This window comes from Methanobrevibacter sp., from assembly GCF_030539665.1.
Classification (GTDB): domain Archaea; phylum Methanobacteriota; class Methanobacteria; order Methanobacteriales; family Methanobacteriaceae; genus Methanocatella.
Genome location: NZ_JAUNXR010000002.1, coordinates 24,008 through 41,548, shown reverse-complemented (window position 1 = coordinate 41,548; position 17,541 = coordinate 24,008). Strand labels below are relative to the sequence as shown.

Here is a 17,541-nt window from a genome sequence, read left to right as displayed (position 1 = left end):
ATCTGTTGTAGAAATCTATTATTACTGATAATTGTAGGTGTTTTATGAAACAAGTTATGGTTGTAAGATCTGATTTAAAGATGGGAAAAGGAAAGATAGCTGCTCAGTGCTGTCATGGATGTTTGGGAGCCTATAAAAGAGCTAATCCAATCAAGGTTAAGGAGTGGGAACGTTCAGGAATGGCAAAAGTAACTTGTAAGGTAGGTTCTTTGGAGGAACTCTTGGAGCTTAAAAAATTGGCCATCATTAACAAGGTTCCTCATTATTTGGTAGTTGATGCTGGAAAGACTCAGATACCTACATCAACCACTACCGTTTTAGCTATTGGTCCTGATGAAGATGAAATAATTGACAAAATCACTGGGGATTTGAAGCTTTTGTAAATTTAAACTTATTTGGTGATAACTACTTTTAATTATTTGATGGTTTGTCAAATAGTTATTATTTGTTGGAGGTGGAATTATTATAGAAAATGTAATTAAGGTTGGGGGAAGCTTATTCCCTAATCATGCAATAGAATTGATTAGGCAGTTAAATGGAACCAACTCTCTTGTTATTTTGGGAGGGGGAGAATTTGCTAATCTAGTTCGTAAATATGATGAAGAATTGAATTTGTCTGATGAAACTGCTCATTGGACAGCTATTGATTGTATGGATATAGTATCCAAAATTGTTGCTGATAAGGTGGACACTGCCGAAATAGCTACAACTTTAAAAGATGCCTATGACTTAATGGAAAATGGCCTGACACCAATCTTGATAACTTCTGGAATTTTAAAAGAAGAAGATCCCTTTGAAAGTTCATGGGAAGTCACTTCAGATTCCATAGCAGCTTATGTCTCACACCTTCTAAATGCAAAACTTTTAATAGTAACAAATGTAAATGGTATATATACCCAAGAACCTTCTGTGAAAGGTGCTAAATTCATTGACATGATTGATGCAAAAACTTTGCTAACTTTTGATGAGACATCAATTGATTTAATGTTACCTTCACTGCTATTAGAATTTGGGACTGATTGTTATATAGTAAATGGGAAGTATCCGGAAAGAGTATTGAGCCTTATTGGTGATGAAGGTGCTTTCGATTTTGATTATACTGAAATAAAAGGAGAATAATAATATGAAAGAAGTAGACTGTATTTCATGTAAACAAGAAATTCCATTAACAGGACCTTTCGTAGAATTCGAATGTCCTATTTGTGGTGCTAAAATCGCAAGATGTGAAAAATGCCGTACCTTTGGTCACGCTTACAAATGTGAATGTGGTTTTGAAGGTCCATAGATAATTTTAAAGGAGAGATGACAATGGGAGAAGTAGTAGCAACATTAAGAATCATGCCGGAAAGTCCAGAAGTAGATTTAGATGCTCTTAAAGCAGCAATTGAAGCAGCAATGCCTGATGACGCTGAGTTCCATGAAATCAAAGAAGAACCTATTGCATTTGGTTTAGTAGCTTTAGATTTAGTATTCATCATTGAAGACGGTGAAGGTGGAACAGAATCTACTGAAGAAGCTATGGGTAACTTAGACAACGTAGCTAGTATAGAAATAACAGATACCAGAAGATTAATGTAATCTTCTTACTTTTTTTTTATTTTAAATTTTTCAAGACGTTCACACCGTCTTCAGTAAGTTTATATAACCTACCTTTTTTAGAATTAGGGTTTAAAAGATAAACAATATTTTTCTCTTTCATTTGCTTTAATGACCTGCTTACATTGTTTATATGGATATTGGTTTTGTTGGTTATGTCTGTTGGTTTTAAAACATCATTTCCTATAGATTTTAATACCTTTGTTCTGTTAGGTGATTGTTTAATAAATTCTGTTAATATTAATGTTTTATCATCCATAATATTAATTTTGATTATACTATTTAAATTATTAATAGCCTTATTGTTATAATATAATAACAATAATTGAACAATTTTTATTAGTGGCTTTTCACATAATTATTAAATAAAGAAATTTGGAGAAAAATAGAATGGTCAAATGCTCTAATTGTGGAACTGAAGGTATGGGAAAATTCTGCAGTCAATGTGGGACTAAACTTGTTCATAAAGAAGCCCCAACTGTGGAAACTAAAATTGAGAATGGGTCCGATGGCATGGTGAAGTTTAATAAATGTTCTAGCTGCGGCAGTTCTGTTGACAGTTCGGCTAAATTTTGCGACATGTGTGGTGCTGATCTGGATGAAAACAAAGAGGTTATTGTTGTGGAAAAGGTTAATCCCATAAAATCGGCAATATTTTCAGCTATTGTTCCGGGGATAGGTCAGGTTTACAATAATCAACCTAAAAAAGGTTTGATAATTTTTGTTATTTGGATAATTGGTGTCATATTGATTCTTTTTATTGTTGGTTGGATTATTGTTGTTATAATGTGGCTGTATTCAATTTACGATGCCTTCACATCAGCCAAAAAGTTAAACGAGGGAATCCTTCTGGATGATTCAATTTTATAACTTTAACAATTCATTCTTAAGTTTTAGCCATTTATGGAATCCTCATCAAAAGTTTCCTATTTAACATTTATAAATTGTTAAAAGCAATATATAGAATATGGATAGATTGTTGAATGAATATTATGGGCTTCTTTTAGATAATAAGAGATTTGTTTTATTGTATATTGTTGCCCTATTTGTTTTTATTATTCCAATGCTTTCTCCAAGAAACATAGATTTTCCAAACTTTGAAATTTTTTCCTTTGTTTGCATAGCTATTCTTGGCAGTTTTCTTATTCTGTTTTCTGTTAAAAATAAGAATTCTCTTCATAAAGTGGCTTTTGCCGTAATCATGTTTATTGGAGTTTTGATGACATTTATAGCGCCCCCATTTTCAATTCCGGATGAATATATTCATTTCGCTCGTGTTTTGCATGTTGCTGGAGGTAACTTATTTGTTATGGACAGCAGTAAGAGTTCTGTTTTCATAAACGGATTTCATTATAAGCTATTGTATTACATATTCGATTTATATAAGTTTCATGTGCGCGGCATAGGTTCTCTTCTTCTAAACAACCCTAGGGCTTGGGCGCCTATTTCTTCAGTGCCTGAAAATTATGTTTTAAGGGTAACAACAACTCCATTTTACACATATGTTTTCTCAGCTATTGGAGTGTTGTTGGCTAAAATTTTAGATTTAGGTGTTATCTGGGCCGTTTGGCTTTCAAGAATTTTCAATGTTGTTTTCTATGCTGCAATTGTTTCATTTGCCATTAAGAAGACACCTGTCTATAAAATGCAATTGTTTTTCGTATCTCTTACTCCGCTGATCATTCCGATCTTAAGCTCATCCAACTATGATGCATTCATATTTGCATTCATAATTTTGGCAACAGCATATTTCATTTACATGTATAAAAATAAGGTTGGAAGCAAGGATCTTTTGATGTTCTTCATCTGTTGTTTGTTGATTGGGCTTATAAAACCACCTTTTATCATTTTTGCATTAATAATATTGTTGCTTCCAAAGAAAAATTTGAGCTATAAGCATCCTTGGGTAATGCTTGCAGCATATCTGTTGTTATTGTTTGCTGTTTCAGCCATTATCTTTAAAGGGAATGTTATGTTTACTCAAACACCGTCTGCGGTTTCTACAAAACCGACCGTTTCTATTGTTGGTCAAACAATGTTTTTAATCAACAATCCTTTGAGAATTTTAGAAATATTTGGGGAAGCCTTTGAAGGTTTGTACAATTTCATCGTAAATGGTTATTATTTCTACGAATATAGAACTAGTGCTTTTAAAGGACTTCAATTGTACAATATCTGTTATTTCGTGTTCTTTATATTGTTTTCAATTTATTATCCTACCAGAATACAATTGTCTAAGCATAAGAAAGAGGCATTGATTATATTTTTCATATTGTTTTATTTCGGAATGTTCTTCTTAATCTATTTGATCTGGTGTTCTGTAGGCATAGGCAAGGTTCGCGGAATGCAGGCAAGGTACTTTTTGCCGTTAATGCCGTTGGTTCCACTTGCATTTAACAGTCCAAAACCAGAAACGGATAAAATGGACAATCTTGTCTTTACAGGAATAATCCTTTTTGCCGCAGGCGTTCTTATGATGTGTATTTTGCACTTCTATTAAATGTTGCATTTGCAACATTTATATACTTTTTTTACTAATTATTTTATAAGCAAGATTATAAAAAGAGGTTTTATCGTGATTGATTATAGGGAGATAGTTGAGGACAGTCCATTTATATTATGTCATTTTATAACACTTCTAAAAACTCATGATTATTATTTAAATCAATTTTTAAAACAGACAGACATTAGTTTGGGCCAATACTATATGCTGATGTATATTTATGAAAATGGCAATTTCAATCAATCGGACATAGCTAAGGTTTGCTTAATGAATCGCAGTGGTGTTTCCAGGGCTTTCAAAGAGTTTGAGAAAAACGGTTTAATCAAAAGGGAAGTTGATGAAAACAATAAGAGAGCTTATAAAATCACCCTGACACAAAAGGGAATCGACACTGCCGAATTTTTACAACAAAAAGAAAATGAATGGCAGGAAATGATTTGTGAAGATCTGGATATGGACATTGATGAATTGAAAGATTTGCTTGAGAAATTGGCTTTGAAATCATTATTTTATAATCGTGAAAAGTTTTTAGGATAATATAAATATCAAATAAACACAAATTATTATTAATAAATATTTCTGAGGTTTATCATGGCAAGGAATGAGAGGAGCGCCATAAATCCCTTCACCAATAAGAAACATTTGGATTTTGTTAATGATGACAAATTTTTGGATACTCATTATAATGAATATTATAGGATTATTAACAATTCCGAGTTAATTGATAATACTGAAGAGGGATTGTTGGTTGCTGAAATTGCTAATAATTTAATCGAAGCGGTTGAAAGATTTTTGAATAACATTGGCAGGTCAGATTACACTAAAGATTATTATGAATGGGAATTTCATTTGGTTAATGACCCTACAGTAAATGCATGGTGCATGCCTGGAGGGAAAATTGTAATGTACAGCGGAATGTTTGGCCCAGCTAACGATGAGAATGACTTGGCTTTAATATTGGGGCATGAAATGGCTCATGCATTGCTGGATCATTCAAGAACACAGGTCAGTGCAAGAAAGGCTAAAAATGGCATTACGACAGCTGCACGAATCGGTTCAATAGGTTTGAGTTTATTTGGCTTTGGGGAAGCTGCGGCTCTTACTCGGGCAGTAACTAATGTTGCAGATATAGGTTCTGAATTATTAGTATTGAAACCATTCGGTCGCGATCATGAATTCGAAGCAGATAGATTGGGAATGATGATAATGCATTGGGCAGGTTATGATATTGAAGGCGTTCCTGACTTTTGGTCAAGGGTAAGCAATCAAAATAGGAATGAGCATGATTTCTTTTCAACTCATCCTGCAGACTCCAAAAGGATAGCAAAAATGGAAGAGCTGATAATTGAAATTGAAAACGGTAAGGATTTTTACAATACTCCTGTTTTGGGAGATGGCTCCTTTCAAAATGATGATGTTGTTCAGATACCTTCAGATAAAGTCAAATGTCCAAAATGCGGCAATCTGGTCGATGATAGTAATAATTTCTGCATTTACTGCGGCAACAGTCTGGAAAACGTTAAGGTTCCCAAACCTTCAAAGATTTGTCCGAAGTGCGGTTTTTCAAATGACGAAGATTCAAGTTTCTGCATTGAATGTGGCTCTAATCTAAAGGAACAACTGGAAATAAGTAGCAATACTTGCTCAAAATGTGGTAAAACTTTAAAGAACACTGATAAGTTTTGCACAGGTTGTGGAACTCCTGTTGATGGAAATTTCAGTTCATTAAACTGTCCTAAATGTGGAAAACAGATTAAGGGAGATGAATTGTTCTGTACTAATTGTGGTGAGAAGCTCTAATTTAATATGCTCATTTCAATTTCTTATTTTTCTTTAAACAAACTTTATATTTTATCTTAATTAACAAATGGCTATGTTAGAATTAGTTATAGCTTGTTTTTTAGGAATTTTGATAGGGACCATGACAGGAATGGTTCCAGGAATCCATGTTAACACTGCAGGAGCAATCTTATTTGCATCATCAACCTTTCTTCTGCTTTTCGTATCTCCGGAATTTCTTTGCGTATTGATGGTTGGGATGTCAATAGCTCATGCTTTAATAGAATTTGTGCCCTCTATGCTTTTAGGAGTTCCTGAGGAAGGTACTGCAGTTTCCATACTTCCGGGTCATAGGATGGTTTTGGAGGGTAGGGCCAAGGAAACCATTAGAATAGTTTCCATTGGTGGTTTTGGAGCAATCATCGTGGTTATAATAATGCTCCCTGTATTTGCGATTGTTTTACCATTTTTAATGAATATTTCCAAGCCATATACATGGATTCTTCTTTCAGTAGTGTCAGTTTATTTGATCTATAAGCTTACAAACACATTCAAAAAGTTTCTATGGTCTTCTCTTCTTTTCATACTTTCAGGTTTGCTTGGTTGGATTGTATTTCAAACACCTATTCAATCAGGAATATCCATGATGTGCATGTTTTCAGGCCTTTTCGGAATAAGTACAATACTTTTTAGTTTAAATGACAATTCCACAATTCCTCCTCAAAATGAAGATTACGAATTCAATCTTGATTTTTCCAAACTGAAAAGCATTTTTGCAGGGGGAACTGCAGGGGCCATATTAGGATTTCTTCCGGGTTTCGGCCCTGCACAGGGAAGTATTATAGCTCAAAGTGCAAGTGGCAGCAAGGGGGAGGATGATGACACCACCAATTTCTTACTTGCAAATGCAGGTTTAAACACTTCCGATTGCTTATTCTCTTTAATAGCTATTTATCTGATTGGAAATCCAAGGAGTGGAATTGCAGTTTACATGTCTTATCTGGTTGCTGAATTTTCCATCAACCATCTTTTAATTTTTATTTTCGCTTCCCTGATATCCGTTTCAATTTCTTTAGTGATATGCTTGAAATTAGGTGACTCATTTTCAAAATTAATGGGCGGAATTGATTACAGGAAACTTTCAATTGCCGTTATTGTTTTGCAAATTGTAATTTTGTATATTTTTGTATTTTATTATAAGGGTCCAATATTTTTCATAACTCTTTTATTAATCACGTCAACTGCTATGGGGCTTTTACCACATTATTTGGGTGTTGGAAAGTCTCATTTGATGGGTGTATTAATCATTCCAGCTATTGCAATTTATTTTCAGATGTTTAATTAAATAGGTATTTAACAATATTTAAGTATTATAAAAAGTATAGTTTATATTAATAAATTTTTATTCCATGTTGAATATAAGTGGAGGTTTTTATGAAAAGAAGAAACAAACTTCTTATTGCAATTATTATTGTGATACTTATTGGTGTTGTTGCCATTATTGGTCAAATTTTCTATTTAGGTAATAATACTACATTGGATGAAGGTAATAGGACCATTTTGGTTTGTGCTATTGATGAAAGTGAAGTTCGTCCTGGAATGGGGGCTTGTGATATGGCATTTTTAGTATATTTGGATAATGGTTCTTTGGTTAATTACACAGCTATCTATCCAGGAGGTATGACTCACCCTACAGAAGCCGAACCTGCGGAGGGTCAAGCTTTAGGTGCGGGATCAAAATTATTACTTCACGATTCATTTTGGGAAAAGGATAATAAAAGATCAATGGAACTTGCAAAAGAAATTGTACAGCATAATATGAATATGACACAGCCTATCGATGCGGTTGTTGCAATTAATACACAAGCATTGGATGCAATTTTAAGCTCTGCTGGAACAGTCACCGTAAATGGTGAAAAAGTAAATGTAAGTGGTATTGATATTATTCGTGAAGATCAATATGGAAACGGTGAAAGTAGAGGGGATGCAGTATTGGAATTAGTTAAAGCTATTGCTAAATCTGCAGACAATCCTAATGTGAAAGCAAAAATGGTTCAAGCAGCAATTGACCAATACTCAAAAGGAAATATTGTAATGGAACCAGCAGGAGACTTTGTTGGTTTATTAGCATCAAAAGGATTTTCCAATTTATTTGGATAATCCATTTATTACTTTTTTTTTAAATTTTAGGTTCTAGTTTTTGTATTATTACTCCTAGGAATATCACAACCAATGGGAAAAAGAAGACATATAATATCAGTATGAGATTTCCAGGTACAATGTCGCCCATTACTGTTGAAGCAGCCATTAACATTATTAATAAGATTACTGGTCCTAAAATAGCTATGAATGTATATATTAATATAAAACCGTTTAATTTTTGAGAATACTCTTTTAGTTTGATCTGCATATCAAAGGAGATATCTTCAGCAATTATATTTAGGCTATTGGCTAGATTTCCTCCTATTCTTAGTGTTGTTATTATTTGTTGAATGGCTCTGGTAAGCCCTTCCGAATTGATTCGGTCAGCCATATTTATTAGGGCCTTTTCATTGTTGTTTCCATATTTTATCTCTTCCAAAACCCTTTCAAATTCTTTTGACAATGAACCGTAATTCGAATTTGCTATTGTTGTTAGTGTGTCATACAATCCCTTACCTGATTTTAATTCAGTGCTCATGTGTCTTAAGGCATAGGGAAGCTCGATATTCAAATCGTTGTATTGTCTTTTTTGATTTAGTTTAGGATAATGCAAAATCAATCCCAGCATTGAAAATATTGTTATGAACATAATCACTGAAATCTCCATTCCAAGGAGAAGTCCGCTTACCACTATCGATAATGAAGCTATTGAAATTATTTTGAAATTTATGTGGTTGATTACGTATGCTCTTATTTTTTCGATGTTGTCTGATTTTTTCTCGTCATTCAGCATTATCTGTTTTAATAATAGTTCTTCATTTTCCTGTTTTCGAATGTTGGATATGTAGCTGTCAACTTTGTTCTCGGTCTTCAAATCTTTTAGCTTCCTGCAAAATATCAATGCAAAATTTCCAATTGATATAAATATTTCATCGAATATTGTATCTCCTCCTTACATTTCCAAATGTTCGAAAACAGAATATTTGTCAGTATAGTAACTGTTGATTATCGAATTCACATCCTCTATTTTACGAATGTTTAATGATGCCATTTTATTTAAAATTATTTTTCTGGTGTTTATTTCATCATATATGTGCTGTATGTTTTTTCCACTTGTCTTGGCGATGTTTGCAATGGTTTTGCTTGCAATTCCTACGTTTTCTATTTCATCATTTTGAGGGTTCCAGCGGAATAATTTGTTTAACTGTATTGTGCCTTCTTCAACCCCTGCAATTTCTGCTACTTCACTTATTCGCCTATATGAAACTCCATTTGGCTGGTATATTCTATTTTGCATTATTATAAAGTCAATTGCTGAGACCATAATTTTTGGAACGTCCATTGGCTTGTTGGTTAACCTTGTTATTGTTTCCCGAGCATCATTTGCATGGAGCGTTCCTATTCCTGAATGTCCTGTATTCAATGCTGTAAAGAGAGTTATGGCTTCCTTTCCTCTTACTTCCCCAACTATTATTTTATCTGGGCGCTGCCTTAAGGAATTCTTGACAAGGTCATCCATGGTCAGTTCTCCGCTATTTTCGATATTCGGAGGTCTTGTTTCCATTCTGATTACATGTTCGTGATATATCTGAAGTTCCAATGTGTCTTCAATTGTAATTATTCTTTCTTTTGGATTTATGAAAGTGGACAATGCATTTAATGTTGTTGTCTTCCCTGAGCTTGTTCCTCCAGATATTATTGCATTTGCAGACTTTACTCCAAGTCCGTCGAGACAGACCCATAAAAAGGCGGCTAATTCTGAGGATATTGTTTTTGAGTTTATCAAATCTATTATTGTCAGCGGGTCTTGCTTAAATTTACGGATTGTTACTGAAGGCCCGTCTGCAGATACTGGTGGGATTGTAGCATTTACTCTAGAGCCGTCTGCCAATCTTCCGTCGAGGATTGGTGTTTCTTGATCTATTCTCCTGTTGATTTGTCTTGCTATCGAGTCAATCAGGTCAACTATTTCTTTTTCGTTTCTGTAGATGACATTCGTTTTCATCATTCCATATTTTCTATGGTATACAAAGACAGGCTTGTTGGTACCGATTATCATTATTTCTTCCAGGTCATCATCTCTTATTAAGGGATCTATTTTTCCATAGCCGAAAAGGTCCTGCAGGAACCTTCTTGAAAGTTCATTTAAATAGCTTTCATCTATTTTTATTTTCATACTTTCGACATTAAGTCTTAAAAATATAAAGTCTTTAATGTCTTTTAACAACTTTGTTTTATTTAACTGAAAATTTTCACCAGATGATATTGCTATATCGACTAAATTATCACGAAGTTCGTTTAAAAGAACTTTTTCCTTATCGTTGTATTTTTGCTGGCTTACATTATATTGTGGCACAACTTGCTTATTGATTTTAAATCGATTATTTGTATTTGTTTCATTCATAATTTAACCTAAAACTTTTATATTATTTTTTAGATTGATAGAAGTGTTTAATATAATTTTTATTGTTTTTTAGCTGATTTTTACAAAGACGGTGCAATATTTAATTAACATTAAATTCTATTAATAATTATGAAAGATAAAGTCCAGGAAAGTATTGATAATTTAAATCAATGTGAGAATTGTCAGGACATTCAAATTAAAAAATTCACTCCAATTGTTGATTATGAGGATTATGATAATTTGAATGGTGATTTTTTAAAATGCGTTTGCGGTAAACGTCCGTTGGATGTTGTAATGGCCAATATATTAAAGATCATGATTGAGGAGAATATTGTTTCTGAAAAAGCAACTCTCCGCAGAAATTCTCCAATTCCAATGCCTGCATTTTGTTATAGCTCTTTAAATCCTCAATTTATTAATGAGGATGCATTGATTTTGATTCATCCTGATTTTAACCAATCAGTAGCAAAGCGATTATTTGAAGAAATTCCTGAAGTAAAGGGAGTCTTAAAGGGAAGCGGTTCTGAAACCATAGGAATTTTGAGTAAGGATGCTGATTTGGTTGAATTTAAATTGCTTGCAGGAAAAAGTGACAGGATTGACGTTTTAAGAACTTTGATTCCTGAAAAAATTGTTATCAGCAAGGATCAAAGAAATTCCCATATTGAAGTTGCATCTACAACCGAAAGTAAACTTTTGAAGCTTTATAACTATCTGGAAAATACTGGTATTGGTACTGATCTGGCAATAGATGGGATGTGCGGATCTGGAGCGATTGGCATATTTTTATTAAAATATGGATTTAAAAAAGTAATATTCAATGATATCAATCCTCAAGCAATAATCAATCTTAAAACTAATTTAAAACTGAATAATATATCTGAAGATAGTTATGAAATTTATAATGAACCTATTGAAACTTTATCTGTTCCCCATGTAGATTTGGCTATTATTGATGCGTTTCCTAATGTTGACGTTTCTGATATTAAAGATAAGTTGGAAACTGTGTCTGAAAATATCTTAGAAATTTAGGCATACCTAAACCTTTATATATGATAAAGATTAATAGTATAATTGGTGATGAAATTTAGGCAAGCCTAAAAATTTATCTCCTCTTTATATTATTAGTCAAATATGAAATCTCAATTATTAAATTAGTTTCTACAATTCTGGTTTAATAAATTAGAGTTAATCTCCAAAAATTAGGAATATTAAACGTTCGGTTTAATATTGAAACACGGGTATAGGTTTTTTTTAACCTATATTTTTTCCTCATTTTTAATATTTTTTACAATATATATTGCATATACTAGGATAGCTATTGCAAAATATCCCAATACTTGTATATCTAGAATTCCAGTTTCCACTCCAAGTATTGAATATGTTAACAGCAGGCTGTATAGGCCAATGTAAAAATAATTGTCGGTCATTCTCATTATCTTAAATCCGATTCCCAAGATAAATCCGAGAATGCACATTTCAACAGCAACTCCAACACGTCCAAAGTCAACCACCATCTGCCCAATCAATGTCGGTGTTACAGTAACCTCTGTTCTCCATGAAATTAACTTTCCAATCATCATACGAGGTCCTAATTCACTTCCGGGAATTGAGCTTGCTAACAATGATCCTTTTGTCAATCCAAAGTCCCCACTAATGTAATTCAGCAAATCAAGAACATGCAATGTAAAATCGGCTCTGGATTGCAATGCATAGAATGGGCTTGTGGCAGTTATAGTATATTCACTAACTGACCTGAAATAGCCGATTCCAATAATTGCTCCTACACCAATCAATGCTCCGATTACAACTTCCCAAGGTGACAAAACCTTTCCATAATATCCCATTATTATCATGATGAGGAGAGCGGCAAGCAAAGGGGTTCTATAACCCAAACCCAATAACAATGCACCGCTAATAAGAATCAATACCAACAATCTAAATCTTATCTGGGATCTGCTAATCTTATTTTCTTTATAATATTGGAGATAAACGCTTCCTACAATGCAAATTCCAGGAATGATTAAAAATACGGGCATGGTAAATGCAGGTTTTAATAGATATCTGATTGAAGGTTTTAAAAGTGGAATTCCACCAACAGATGCAATGCTTATGAAGAAAAACACTATTGACAATATGATTAAACAAAAACCAATGCTGTACATGTCTTTTGCATTAAATGACAATGCCGGTTTTTTAGAAGAGTTCCTAATAAAAAAACGAGGTAAAACAACAGCTCCCACAAAAAAGAATACGAAAGCTATTATTAAAGTCATGATTAGGCTATCCGTAAGCCTGTTTAAAGATAAAATCAGAAATATTGCAAAAACAAAAAGAATGATTAATGGGGAGAAAAGATAATTTCTAATTATTTTATTTTTATTTAAAAAATCCAAAAAGTTTTCGGATGGATAAAAACTTTTAAAATAGCTATTTACCCATTGTTTTTCAATGAAAGTTAAAATAGAAAAAATAGTGGTAAAAATAAAAGACCTGCGAAATTCGTAAGTGATTTTATTTAACACTGCAGTTAATTTTGAATATATTAAACTCATATTTTTACCATTTAATAGGTTTTAACATTCACTACATCAAAGTTATCTTCAATGAATTTCTGCTCATTTGCTGTACAGTTATAAACTCTAAGAAATATATTTTCGGTTTCACCGTTTATATTTCCCAAAATATTGTCTGCAGTTGTTATGTCATCTGGTGAAGCTCTAACAACCATTAATTTTTGGAATATTCCAATATCTGTCAACTTAAATGGGACTCTGCCGTTTTCAAACTCCACATTATTTAATTGTTGGAATTTCAAGCTATCCAAGTTATCAACAGCAATGCCTGTTGAGATTTCATAATTGGAATAATTTTCCAATCCTTTATTCAAATCCATTGTTGAACTAATGTTTTTAGCTTTTATTGTAAATTCAGTAAGATTTGAATACTTTGATCCATCCACTTCAAGGGACATTTTTTCAATGTAGATGTCTGCTGCAGGAATATCCTTGTATAATCCGCACAAATAGGTTTCATTCCCGGATTTTACTAAGGCCTTAACATAGTTTCCTCGCTCATCATCCATCCAGATTATTTCTCCTTTAACTGAAATATGTTCATTGTTTTTGGAGTTTGTACCATCGACGGTTGTATGGACGATTTCTCCTTTGTTATAATATCCAAGATATTTCTCAACAATTTTATTTAAGGTGGACGAATCGTATGAAGAGGATTCTGTCTCATTTTGATTATCGGATGTTATATGCATAAATGCAAATAAAATAGCTACAATTACAATAATTATAATTAAATAATCAATAAATGTAAATTTTGGTTTTTTCATTTTTTCAAACCTTATTCATCGTCATCATTGTATATAGCACCAACAGAACATACGTCAATGCATTCTTCGCATTGTGTACATTTGTCTGCATGAATGACAATATTATACACTTTTTGTTCTATTGCTTCTTCCGGACATACGTCAATACAATCTTTACAAACGGCACATTCTTCAGAATCTATTTTAATCAAATTTCCTCACCAATTAATATTTTTTTATAGTATGATATTAACATTTATGTTTAATTGTTTATAATATTTATGTAGTTTTTTATATTTTCCCATTTAAACCGATATATTTAAATAAGATAAAAATCAACATTATATTGTTGTTATTTTTGCAGGGGTGCCCGAGCGGCCAAAGGGGGAGGACTTAAGATCCTCTGGTATAGGCCTTCGAGGGTTCGAATCCCTTCCCCTGCACTATTTTATAATTATTTCTCGATTTTGCCTTAGTGGCTCAGCTGGTAGAGCGCTACCTTGGTAAGGTAGAAGTCGGGGGTTCGAATCCCCCCTAAGGCTCTCGTTTTTTAACTTATTTTAAAATTAGTTTCGTATTTTCTATTTTTTCAATTTCTGAAAATTTTTCATTTAAAGCCAATAGAAGGATTTTCAATGTTTTGTCAATTCCAGACTCCTGTCGTAAAAAAAGATTTTCACTATTATTTTCTCTTAAATCAGCATTAATGTCGCTTGTTGTTGAAATTTCAAAATCGTCGCTGATTATTGTTATTCCACCACGACCTATTCCTGCAGTGGTTCCGATGGCAATGTCACATCCGGTTAATTTTTTCACGGCTTCAGCCATTATTTTGGAAACCTCCAAATCCTGCTTTTCATTGTAAACTTTTATTCCTTTGATAAGCTCTTTTGGTTCTGGAGGATTCTCGACTTGTAAAATTGTCTGAACAGCTTCAATTGTTGGAATAAATAGACTACAATTAACGCTAAGTGTTTTATAATCGAAATCTCCGTATTCTAATGGATTTTCGATGTAATCTCGTCCAAAGTTACCTTCGTAATCTTGGGCAAGGGCATGGATTTCACGCCCTATCTTTCCATGAGTAAAACACTCTGCAGTAGCTATCTTAATCATAAATATCGTTTAGCTCTCTTAAAGAGATTTCTGTAATTTTTTCTGCAACCTTGTCTAGCATATAAGGAGTTACAGGTTCCATGTCTCTAATGAATTTATTGGTAGTTACAATTGTATGGTTTTCAGTTATTCCAGCTGCTCTAAGCTCGTTTACTGCAGGATTTGAATCATCAAACTCTGATATGTCCTTTGCTGTAACTTCTGTGTCACCAATTCCAAATATTCCTGCGGTTCCTATTGTTTTTCCACCATAGGAATGAACGTGTTTTATTATGCTTGCTGCGGTGGGGATTGTATTTCCTCCTGCAATTTCAATAACCACGACATCTCCTTTTATTAAATCTAAGTTATCTTCATTTACATATTCCGGAATGCTGATTATTTTTCTATAATCTTTATCATGTGTACAAATTTGTTTAAAGAAGTCTGTTTTATAATCTCCTTCTTTAGCTCCCATCAATGTAAAAATTATGTCGGATCCTGAAATTTTCTGACCGTCAAATGCCCCAATTTCTACTGGTCCTCCTCTGTGGACTTGTATTAAATTAATTCCAGTTCTTAAACCGAGTCTTCCGAACCCAATTAAATCTATTCTGCCTTTTGGAATCATTTTACTTTCCATTTCATCAATCATAGTTTCACCTAATATAACACCTTATATAAATATTATAATATAAATTATCATATATTATAAACTTTCCCATGGAGGTTGGTTTACCACTTCTACATTCAAGTTACAATCTTTAAAAAGTTCTTTAAGTTTCAATAATCCTGGAACTTCACTGTTGTGGTGGCCCAAATCAATTAAGGATATTCCTTCATTAATTGCAAGAACTGCAGTTTCTTGAGTCAAGTCGCCGGATATCAAAGTATCGACATTTCTATCTTTAGCCAATCTAACATAATTCGGATTTTTAAGTCCGAAGCCAGATATTATTCCAATCCTGTTTAATTTGTTCAATTCTCCAACCATTCTTATTTCCTTAAATCGTGACTTCAAATTATCTAAAAAGCTATTTTTATCTTCAGGTTCGCAAATTCTGCCAATTCCCAAGTTTTTATCAAAAACGTCAACCACTTTTAGATCCAGGGATTTTGCCAATGCATCATTTGACCCGCCATTTATGACATCCCAATTTGAATGCAAAACATAAGTTGGTGTTTTTGGAGTAAAAAGAGGTTTATGGTGTGTTAAAATAAGAGTTTTTTCAAGATCATTGTCATATTTTGGGTATATGTCCATGAATATTTTAATGTTTTCAATATTCTGGCTTGTATCGTAATCGTCCATAAATCCAATAAAATCATTTGGAATGGCTAATTTTGGAGAAACTTGTGATGTAATCAGGGTTTCAAGTTCTTTTAACAACATTTTAATCTTGAATTATAATTTCTGAATTGATAGCACTTATCTCTTCTTTTAGTATTTCATCACATTCGAACAGGTTTATTGTTGATATTTTCATAGCTTCTTTGCTTACTGCTTGGAAAAATCCAACGATGTCTTTCTTTTTAAAAATAAGCTCTTCAAAAAAGCCCATTTCACAAGCTGCATAAAGAACACCTTCAATAGATAACGCTTTATTTATGGAGCTTGTCAAAACACCGATGGTTAAAGTCATTGTTCCTGATGTTTTTGTATCAAGACCTTTGGTTTTAAGTATGGCTTTTTTAGGACTTTTTACAAGGCTTAAACGTTCGTGAATGTTATTCTTATTTTCTAACAGCCTGTCGTTATCTTCAGCTACAGGATCTTCTATGAGAAAACCTTTAACATCAAACTTTGCAGACTGTTCTTCGTTTATTCCTCCAAAACCAGTAGTGTCAATAACAATATCTCCACTATATATTAGGCTTAGATCACTTGAAAACTTAATTTTGCTTTTATCTTCCTGGCTTATGCTTTCACCTATTGGCGAATCTATAAACTCTTCTAAGTGTGGATATATATCAACTAGTAAAACTTCATCAAAATATTTGGAAAGTTTTTTGACAATTCCAATTCCAGTAAAATAAGTTCCAATTACAACAACCTTGTCGGTTTTTTCAAATTGAATCGCCCAGTCATAACAAACTGCAGACTTTTTTTCTATTATTTCATCAAAAATATCCAATAGCTTAATAGTTGATTTAATTGTAAATACTTCATCAGTTATTCCAGTATCAAAATCATTGACTGTCATTATTTAACCTTTTTAAAACCAATTTTTATCAAAGCTTCATTCGCTTCGCTTTCAACAGCTTCCTCTAAGCTTTTTCCATGAACAACATGTGATGGGGAAGTTCCTGCAGTTAGGATTCTTCCTTTATTGTCCATAAATAACAGGAGTGATCCTGATCCAGGCACTCCAAGACGGCCTCTAGCAATTATTAAATCTGCTTCACTTTGATCCAGGGCCATGTAAGCTTTTCCTAAAGCAGGAATCCTATGGGCATCAGCAGCATTTGTGTTAATTTGAAGTATTTCTGCATTAGGAAGTCCATATTCATTCAAAACCCTATTTAAAACATCGACTTTAATTCCATTTTTATTTGGAATATAAATTTTTTCAGCATTTTTAATATAATTTTGTATTGCCGCTAACTCTTCAAACGTATCTCCTTTTCGAGTACCGTTTTCTGATTCTTCATAAGCATTTTTAATTATCTTTTCGAATGCCATTTTCACCACTTTAAAAA

At 32.9% G+C, this 17,541-nt stretch carries 22 protein-coding genes and 2 tRNA genes; 13 read left to right on the top strand and 11 right to left on the bottom strand.

The window, feature by feature from the left end; all coding sequences use genetic code 11:
• The first annotated feature begins 44 nt into the window (after positions 1–44).
• The 4 genes from pth2 to Q4P18_RS02695 all read left to right on the top strand — a co-directional run bounded on the left by pth2 (position 45) and on the right by Q4P18_RS02695 (position 1,578).
• Entirely contained in the window at positions 45–383 is a 339-nt protein-coding gene (gene pth2, locus Q4P18_RS02710) for an aminoacyl-tRNA hydrolase (protein ID WP_303335264.1), read from the top strand.
• Between the two features lie 82 nt (positions 384–465).
• Positions 466–1,119, top strand: coding sequence for a delta 1-pyrroline-5-carboxylate synthetase (locus tag Q4P18_RS02705; RefSeq protein WP_368660184.1), 654 nt, complete (start codon positions 466–468; stop codon positions 1,117–1,119).
• Positions 1,120–1,123: 4 nt separating this feature from the next.
• Positions 1,124–1,285, top strand: coding sequence for a zinc finger domain-containing protein (locus Q4P18_RS02700; protein WP_178648920.1), 162 nt, complete (start codon positions 1,124–1,126; stop codon positions 1,283–1,285).
• A 23-nt stretch (positions 1,286–1,308) separates the two neighbouring features.
• Entirely contained in the window at positions 1,309–1,578 is a 270-nt protein-coding gene (locus tag Q4P18_RS02695) for an elongation factor 1-beta (RefSeq protein ID WP_303335259.1), read from the top strand.
• A gap of 16 nt (positions 1,579–1,594) precedes the next feature.
• On the opposite strand, the gene Q4P18_RS02690 is transcribed toward Q4P18_RS02695, so the two are convergent.
• A complete protein-coding gene (locus Q4P18_RS02690; RefSeq protein ID WP_303335256.1) occupies positions 1,595–1,855 on the bottom strand; it encodes a winged helix-turn-helix domain-containing protein in 261 nt (86 codons plus the stop codon).
• 131 nt (positions 1,856–1,986) lie between these two features.
• Between Q4P18_RS02690 and Q4P18_RS02685 the strand changes: the two genes are divergently transcribed.
• The 6 genes from Q4P18_RS02685 to Q4P18_RS02660 all read left to right on the top strand — a co-directional run bounded on the left by Q4P18_RS02685 (position 1,987) and on the right by Q4P18_RS02660 (position 8,038).
• Complete coding sequence (locus Q4P18_RS02685) at positions 1,987–2,466, top strand: zinc-ribbon domain-containing protein (RefSeq protein WP_303335253.1); 480 nt, start codon at positions 1,987–1,989, stop codon at positions 2,464–2,466.
• 109 nt (positions 2,467–2,575) lie between these two features.
• A complete protein-coding gene (locus Q4P18_RS02680) occupies positions 2,576–4,096 on the top strand; it encodes a DUF2142 domain-containing protein (RefSeq protein WP_303335251.1) in 1,521 nt (506 codons plus the stop codon).
• A gap of 75 nt (positions 4,097–4,171) precedes the next feature.
• On the top strand, positions 4,172–4,636 hold the full coding sequence (locus Q4P18_RS02675; RefSeq protein WP_303335248.1) for a MarR family winged helix-turn-helix transcriptional regulator: 465 nt from the start codon (positions 4,172–4,174) through the stop codon (positions 4,634–4,636).
• A 54-nt stretch (positions 4,637–4,690) separates the two neighbouring features.
• Positions 4,691–5,899: a M48 family metallopeptidase gene (locus tag Q4P18_RS02670; RefSeq protein ID WP_303335246.1), complete on the top strand. Its 1,209-nt coding sequence runs from the start codon at positions 4,691–4,693 to the stop codon at positions 5,897–5,899.
• A 73-nt stretch (positions 5,900–5,972) separates the two neighbouring features.
• Positions 5,973–7,223 (top strand): tripartite tricarboxylate transporter permease, encoded by a 1,251-nt coding sequence (locus Q4P18_RS02665; RefSeq protein WP_303335243.1) that lies wholly within the window; start codon positions 5,973–5,975, stop codon positions 7,221–7,223.
• An 89-nt stretch (positions 7,224–7,312) separates the two neighbouring features.
• Positions 7,313–8,038: a DUF4012 domain-containing protein gene (locus Q4P18_RS02660; protein WP_303335241.1), complete on the top strand. Its 726-nt coding sequence runs from the start codon at positions 7,313–7,315 to the stop codon at positions 8,036–8,038.
• A 19-nt stretch (positions 8,039–8,057) separates the two neighbouring features.
• Here the strand turns inward: Q4P18_RS02660 and Q4P18_RS02655 are convergent, their stop codons facing one another.
• On the bottom strand, positions 8,058–8,921 hold the full coding sequence (locus Q4P18_RS02655; RefSeq protein ID WP_303335238.1) for a type II secretion system F family protein: 864 nt from the start codon (positions 8,919–8,921) through the stop codon (positions 8,058–8,060).
• A gap of 51 nt (positions 8,922–8,972) precedes the next feature.
• Complete coding sequence (locus Q4P18_RS02650) at positions 8,973–10,424, bottom strand: CpaF family protein (RefSeq protein WP_303335236.1); 1,452 nt, start codon at positions 10,422–10,424, stop codon at positions 8,973–8,975.
• A 129-nt stretch (positions 10,425–10,553) separates the two neighbouring features.
• Here Q4P18_RS02650 and Q4P18_RS02645 point away from each other — a divergent pair, with 129 nt between their 5' ends.
• Positions 10,554–11,456, top strand: coding sequence for a 50S ribosomal protein L11 methyltransferase (locus Q4P18_RS02645; protein ID WP_303335234.1), 903 nt, complete (start codon positions 10,554–10,556; stop codon positions 11,454–11,456).
• 227 nt (positions 11,457–11,683) lie between these two features.
• Here the strand turns inward: Q4P18_RS02645 and Q4P18_RS02640 are convergent, their stop codons facing one another.
• From Q4P18_RS02640 to Q4P18_RS02630, 3 genes are read right to left on the bottom strand one after another with little or no spacing between them, the layout of a single operon-like run.
• A complete protein-coding gene (locus Q4P18_RS02640; RefSeq protein ID WP_303335233.1) occupies positions 11,684–12,979 on the bottom strand; it encodes an oligosaccharide repeat unit polymerase family protein in 1,296 nt (431 codons plus the stop codon).
• Between the two features lie 11 nt (positions 12,980–12,990).
• Positions 12,991–13,767 carry an adhesin gene (locus Q4P18_RS02635; RefSeq protein WP_303335231.1) on the bottom strand — a complete coding sequence of 259 codons (777 nt, stop codon included), beginning with the start codon at positions 13,765–13,767 and terminating at the stop codon, positions 12,991–12,993.
• 11 nt (positions 13,768–13,778) lie between these two features.
• The gene (locus tag Q4P18_RS02630; RefSeq protein WP_368660183.1) at positions 13,779–13,955 is read right to left on the bottom strand and encodes a 4Fe-4S binding protein; all 177 of its coding nucleotides are present in this window, start codon (positions 13,953–13,955) and stop codon (positions 13,779–13,781) included.
• Between the two features lie 151 nt (positions 13,956–14,106).
• On the opposite strand from Q4P18_RS02630, the gene Q4P18_RS02625 reads away from it, so the two are divergent.
• Both Q4P18_RS02625 and Q4P18_RS02620 read left to right on the top strand, forming a co-directional pair.
• A tRNA-Leu gene (locus Q4P18_RS02625) sits at positions 14,107–14,189 on the top strand.
• A 26-nt stretch (positions 14,190–14,215) separates the two neighbouring features.
• Positions 14,216–14,288 (top strand) — tRNA-Thr (locus tag Q4P18_RS02620).
• Between the two features lie 13 nt (positions 14,289–14,301).
• Here the strand turns inward: Q4P18_RS02620 and Q4P18_RS02615 are convergent.
• Genes Q4P18_RS02615 through Q4P18_RS02595 form a run of 5 tightly spaced genes read right to left on the bottom strand, consistent with a single transcriptional unit; the run spans position 14,302 to position 17,524 of the window.
• Positions 14,302–14,862 carry a UPF0254 family protein gene (locus tag Q4P18_RS02615; protein ID WP_303335226.1) on the bottom strand — a complete coding sequence of 187 codons (561 nt, stop codon included), beginning with the start codon at positions 14,860–14,862 and terminating at the stop codon, positions 14,302–14,304.
• Positions 14,855–15,496: a hypothetical protein gene (locus tag Q4P18_RS02610; RefSeq protein WP_303335224.1), complete on the bottom strand. Its 642-nt coding sequence runs from the start codon at positions 15,494–15,496 to the stop codon at positions 14,855–14,857. Before Q4P18_RS02610 ends, Q4P18_RS02615 begins: the two co-directional genes overlap by 8 nt.
• Positions 15,497–15,550: 54 nt before the next feature.
• Complete coding sequence (locus Q4P18_RS02605; protein ID WP_303335221.1) at positions 15,551–16,234, bottom strand: Nif3-like dinuclear metal center hexameric protein; 684 nt, start codon at positions 16,232–16,234, stop codon at positions 15,551–15,553.
• Position 16,235: 1 nt separating this feature from the next.
• On the bottom strand, positions 16,236–17,045 hold the full coding sequence (locus Q4P18_RS02600) for an SAM-dependent methyltransferase HcgC family protein (RefSeq protein ID WP_303335219.1): 810 nt from the start codon (positions 17,043–17,045) through the stop codon (positions 16,236–16,238).
• A complete protein-coding gene (locus Q4P18_RS02595) occupies positions 17,045–17,524 on the bottom strand; it encodes a DUF3236 domain-containing protein (protein ID WP_303335217.1) in 480 nt (159 codons plus the stop codon). The genes Q4P18_RS02600 and Q4P18_RS02595 overlap by 1 nt, the downstream gene beginning before the upstream one ends.
• Between the last annotated feature and the right edge of the window lie 17 nt (positions 17,525–17,541).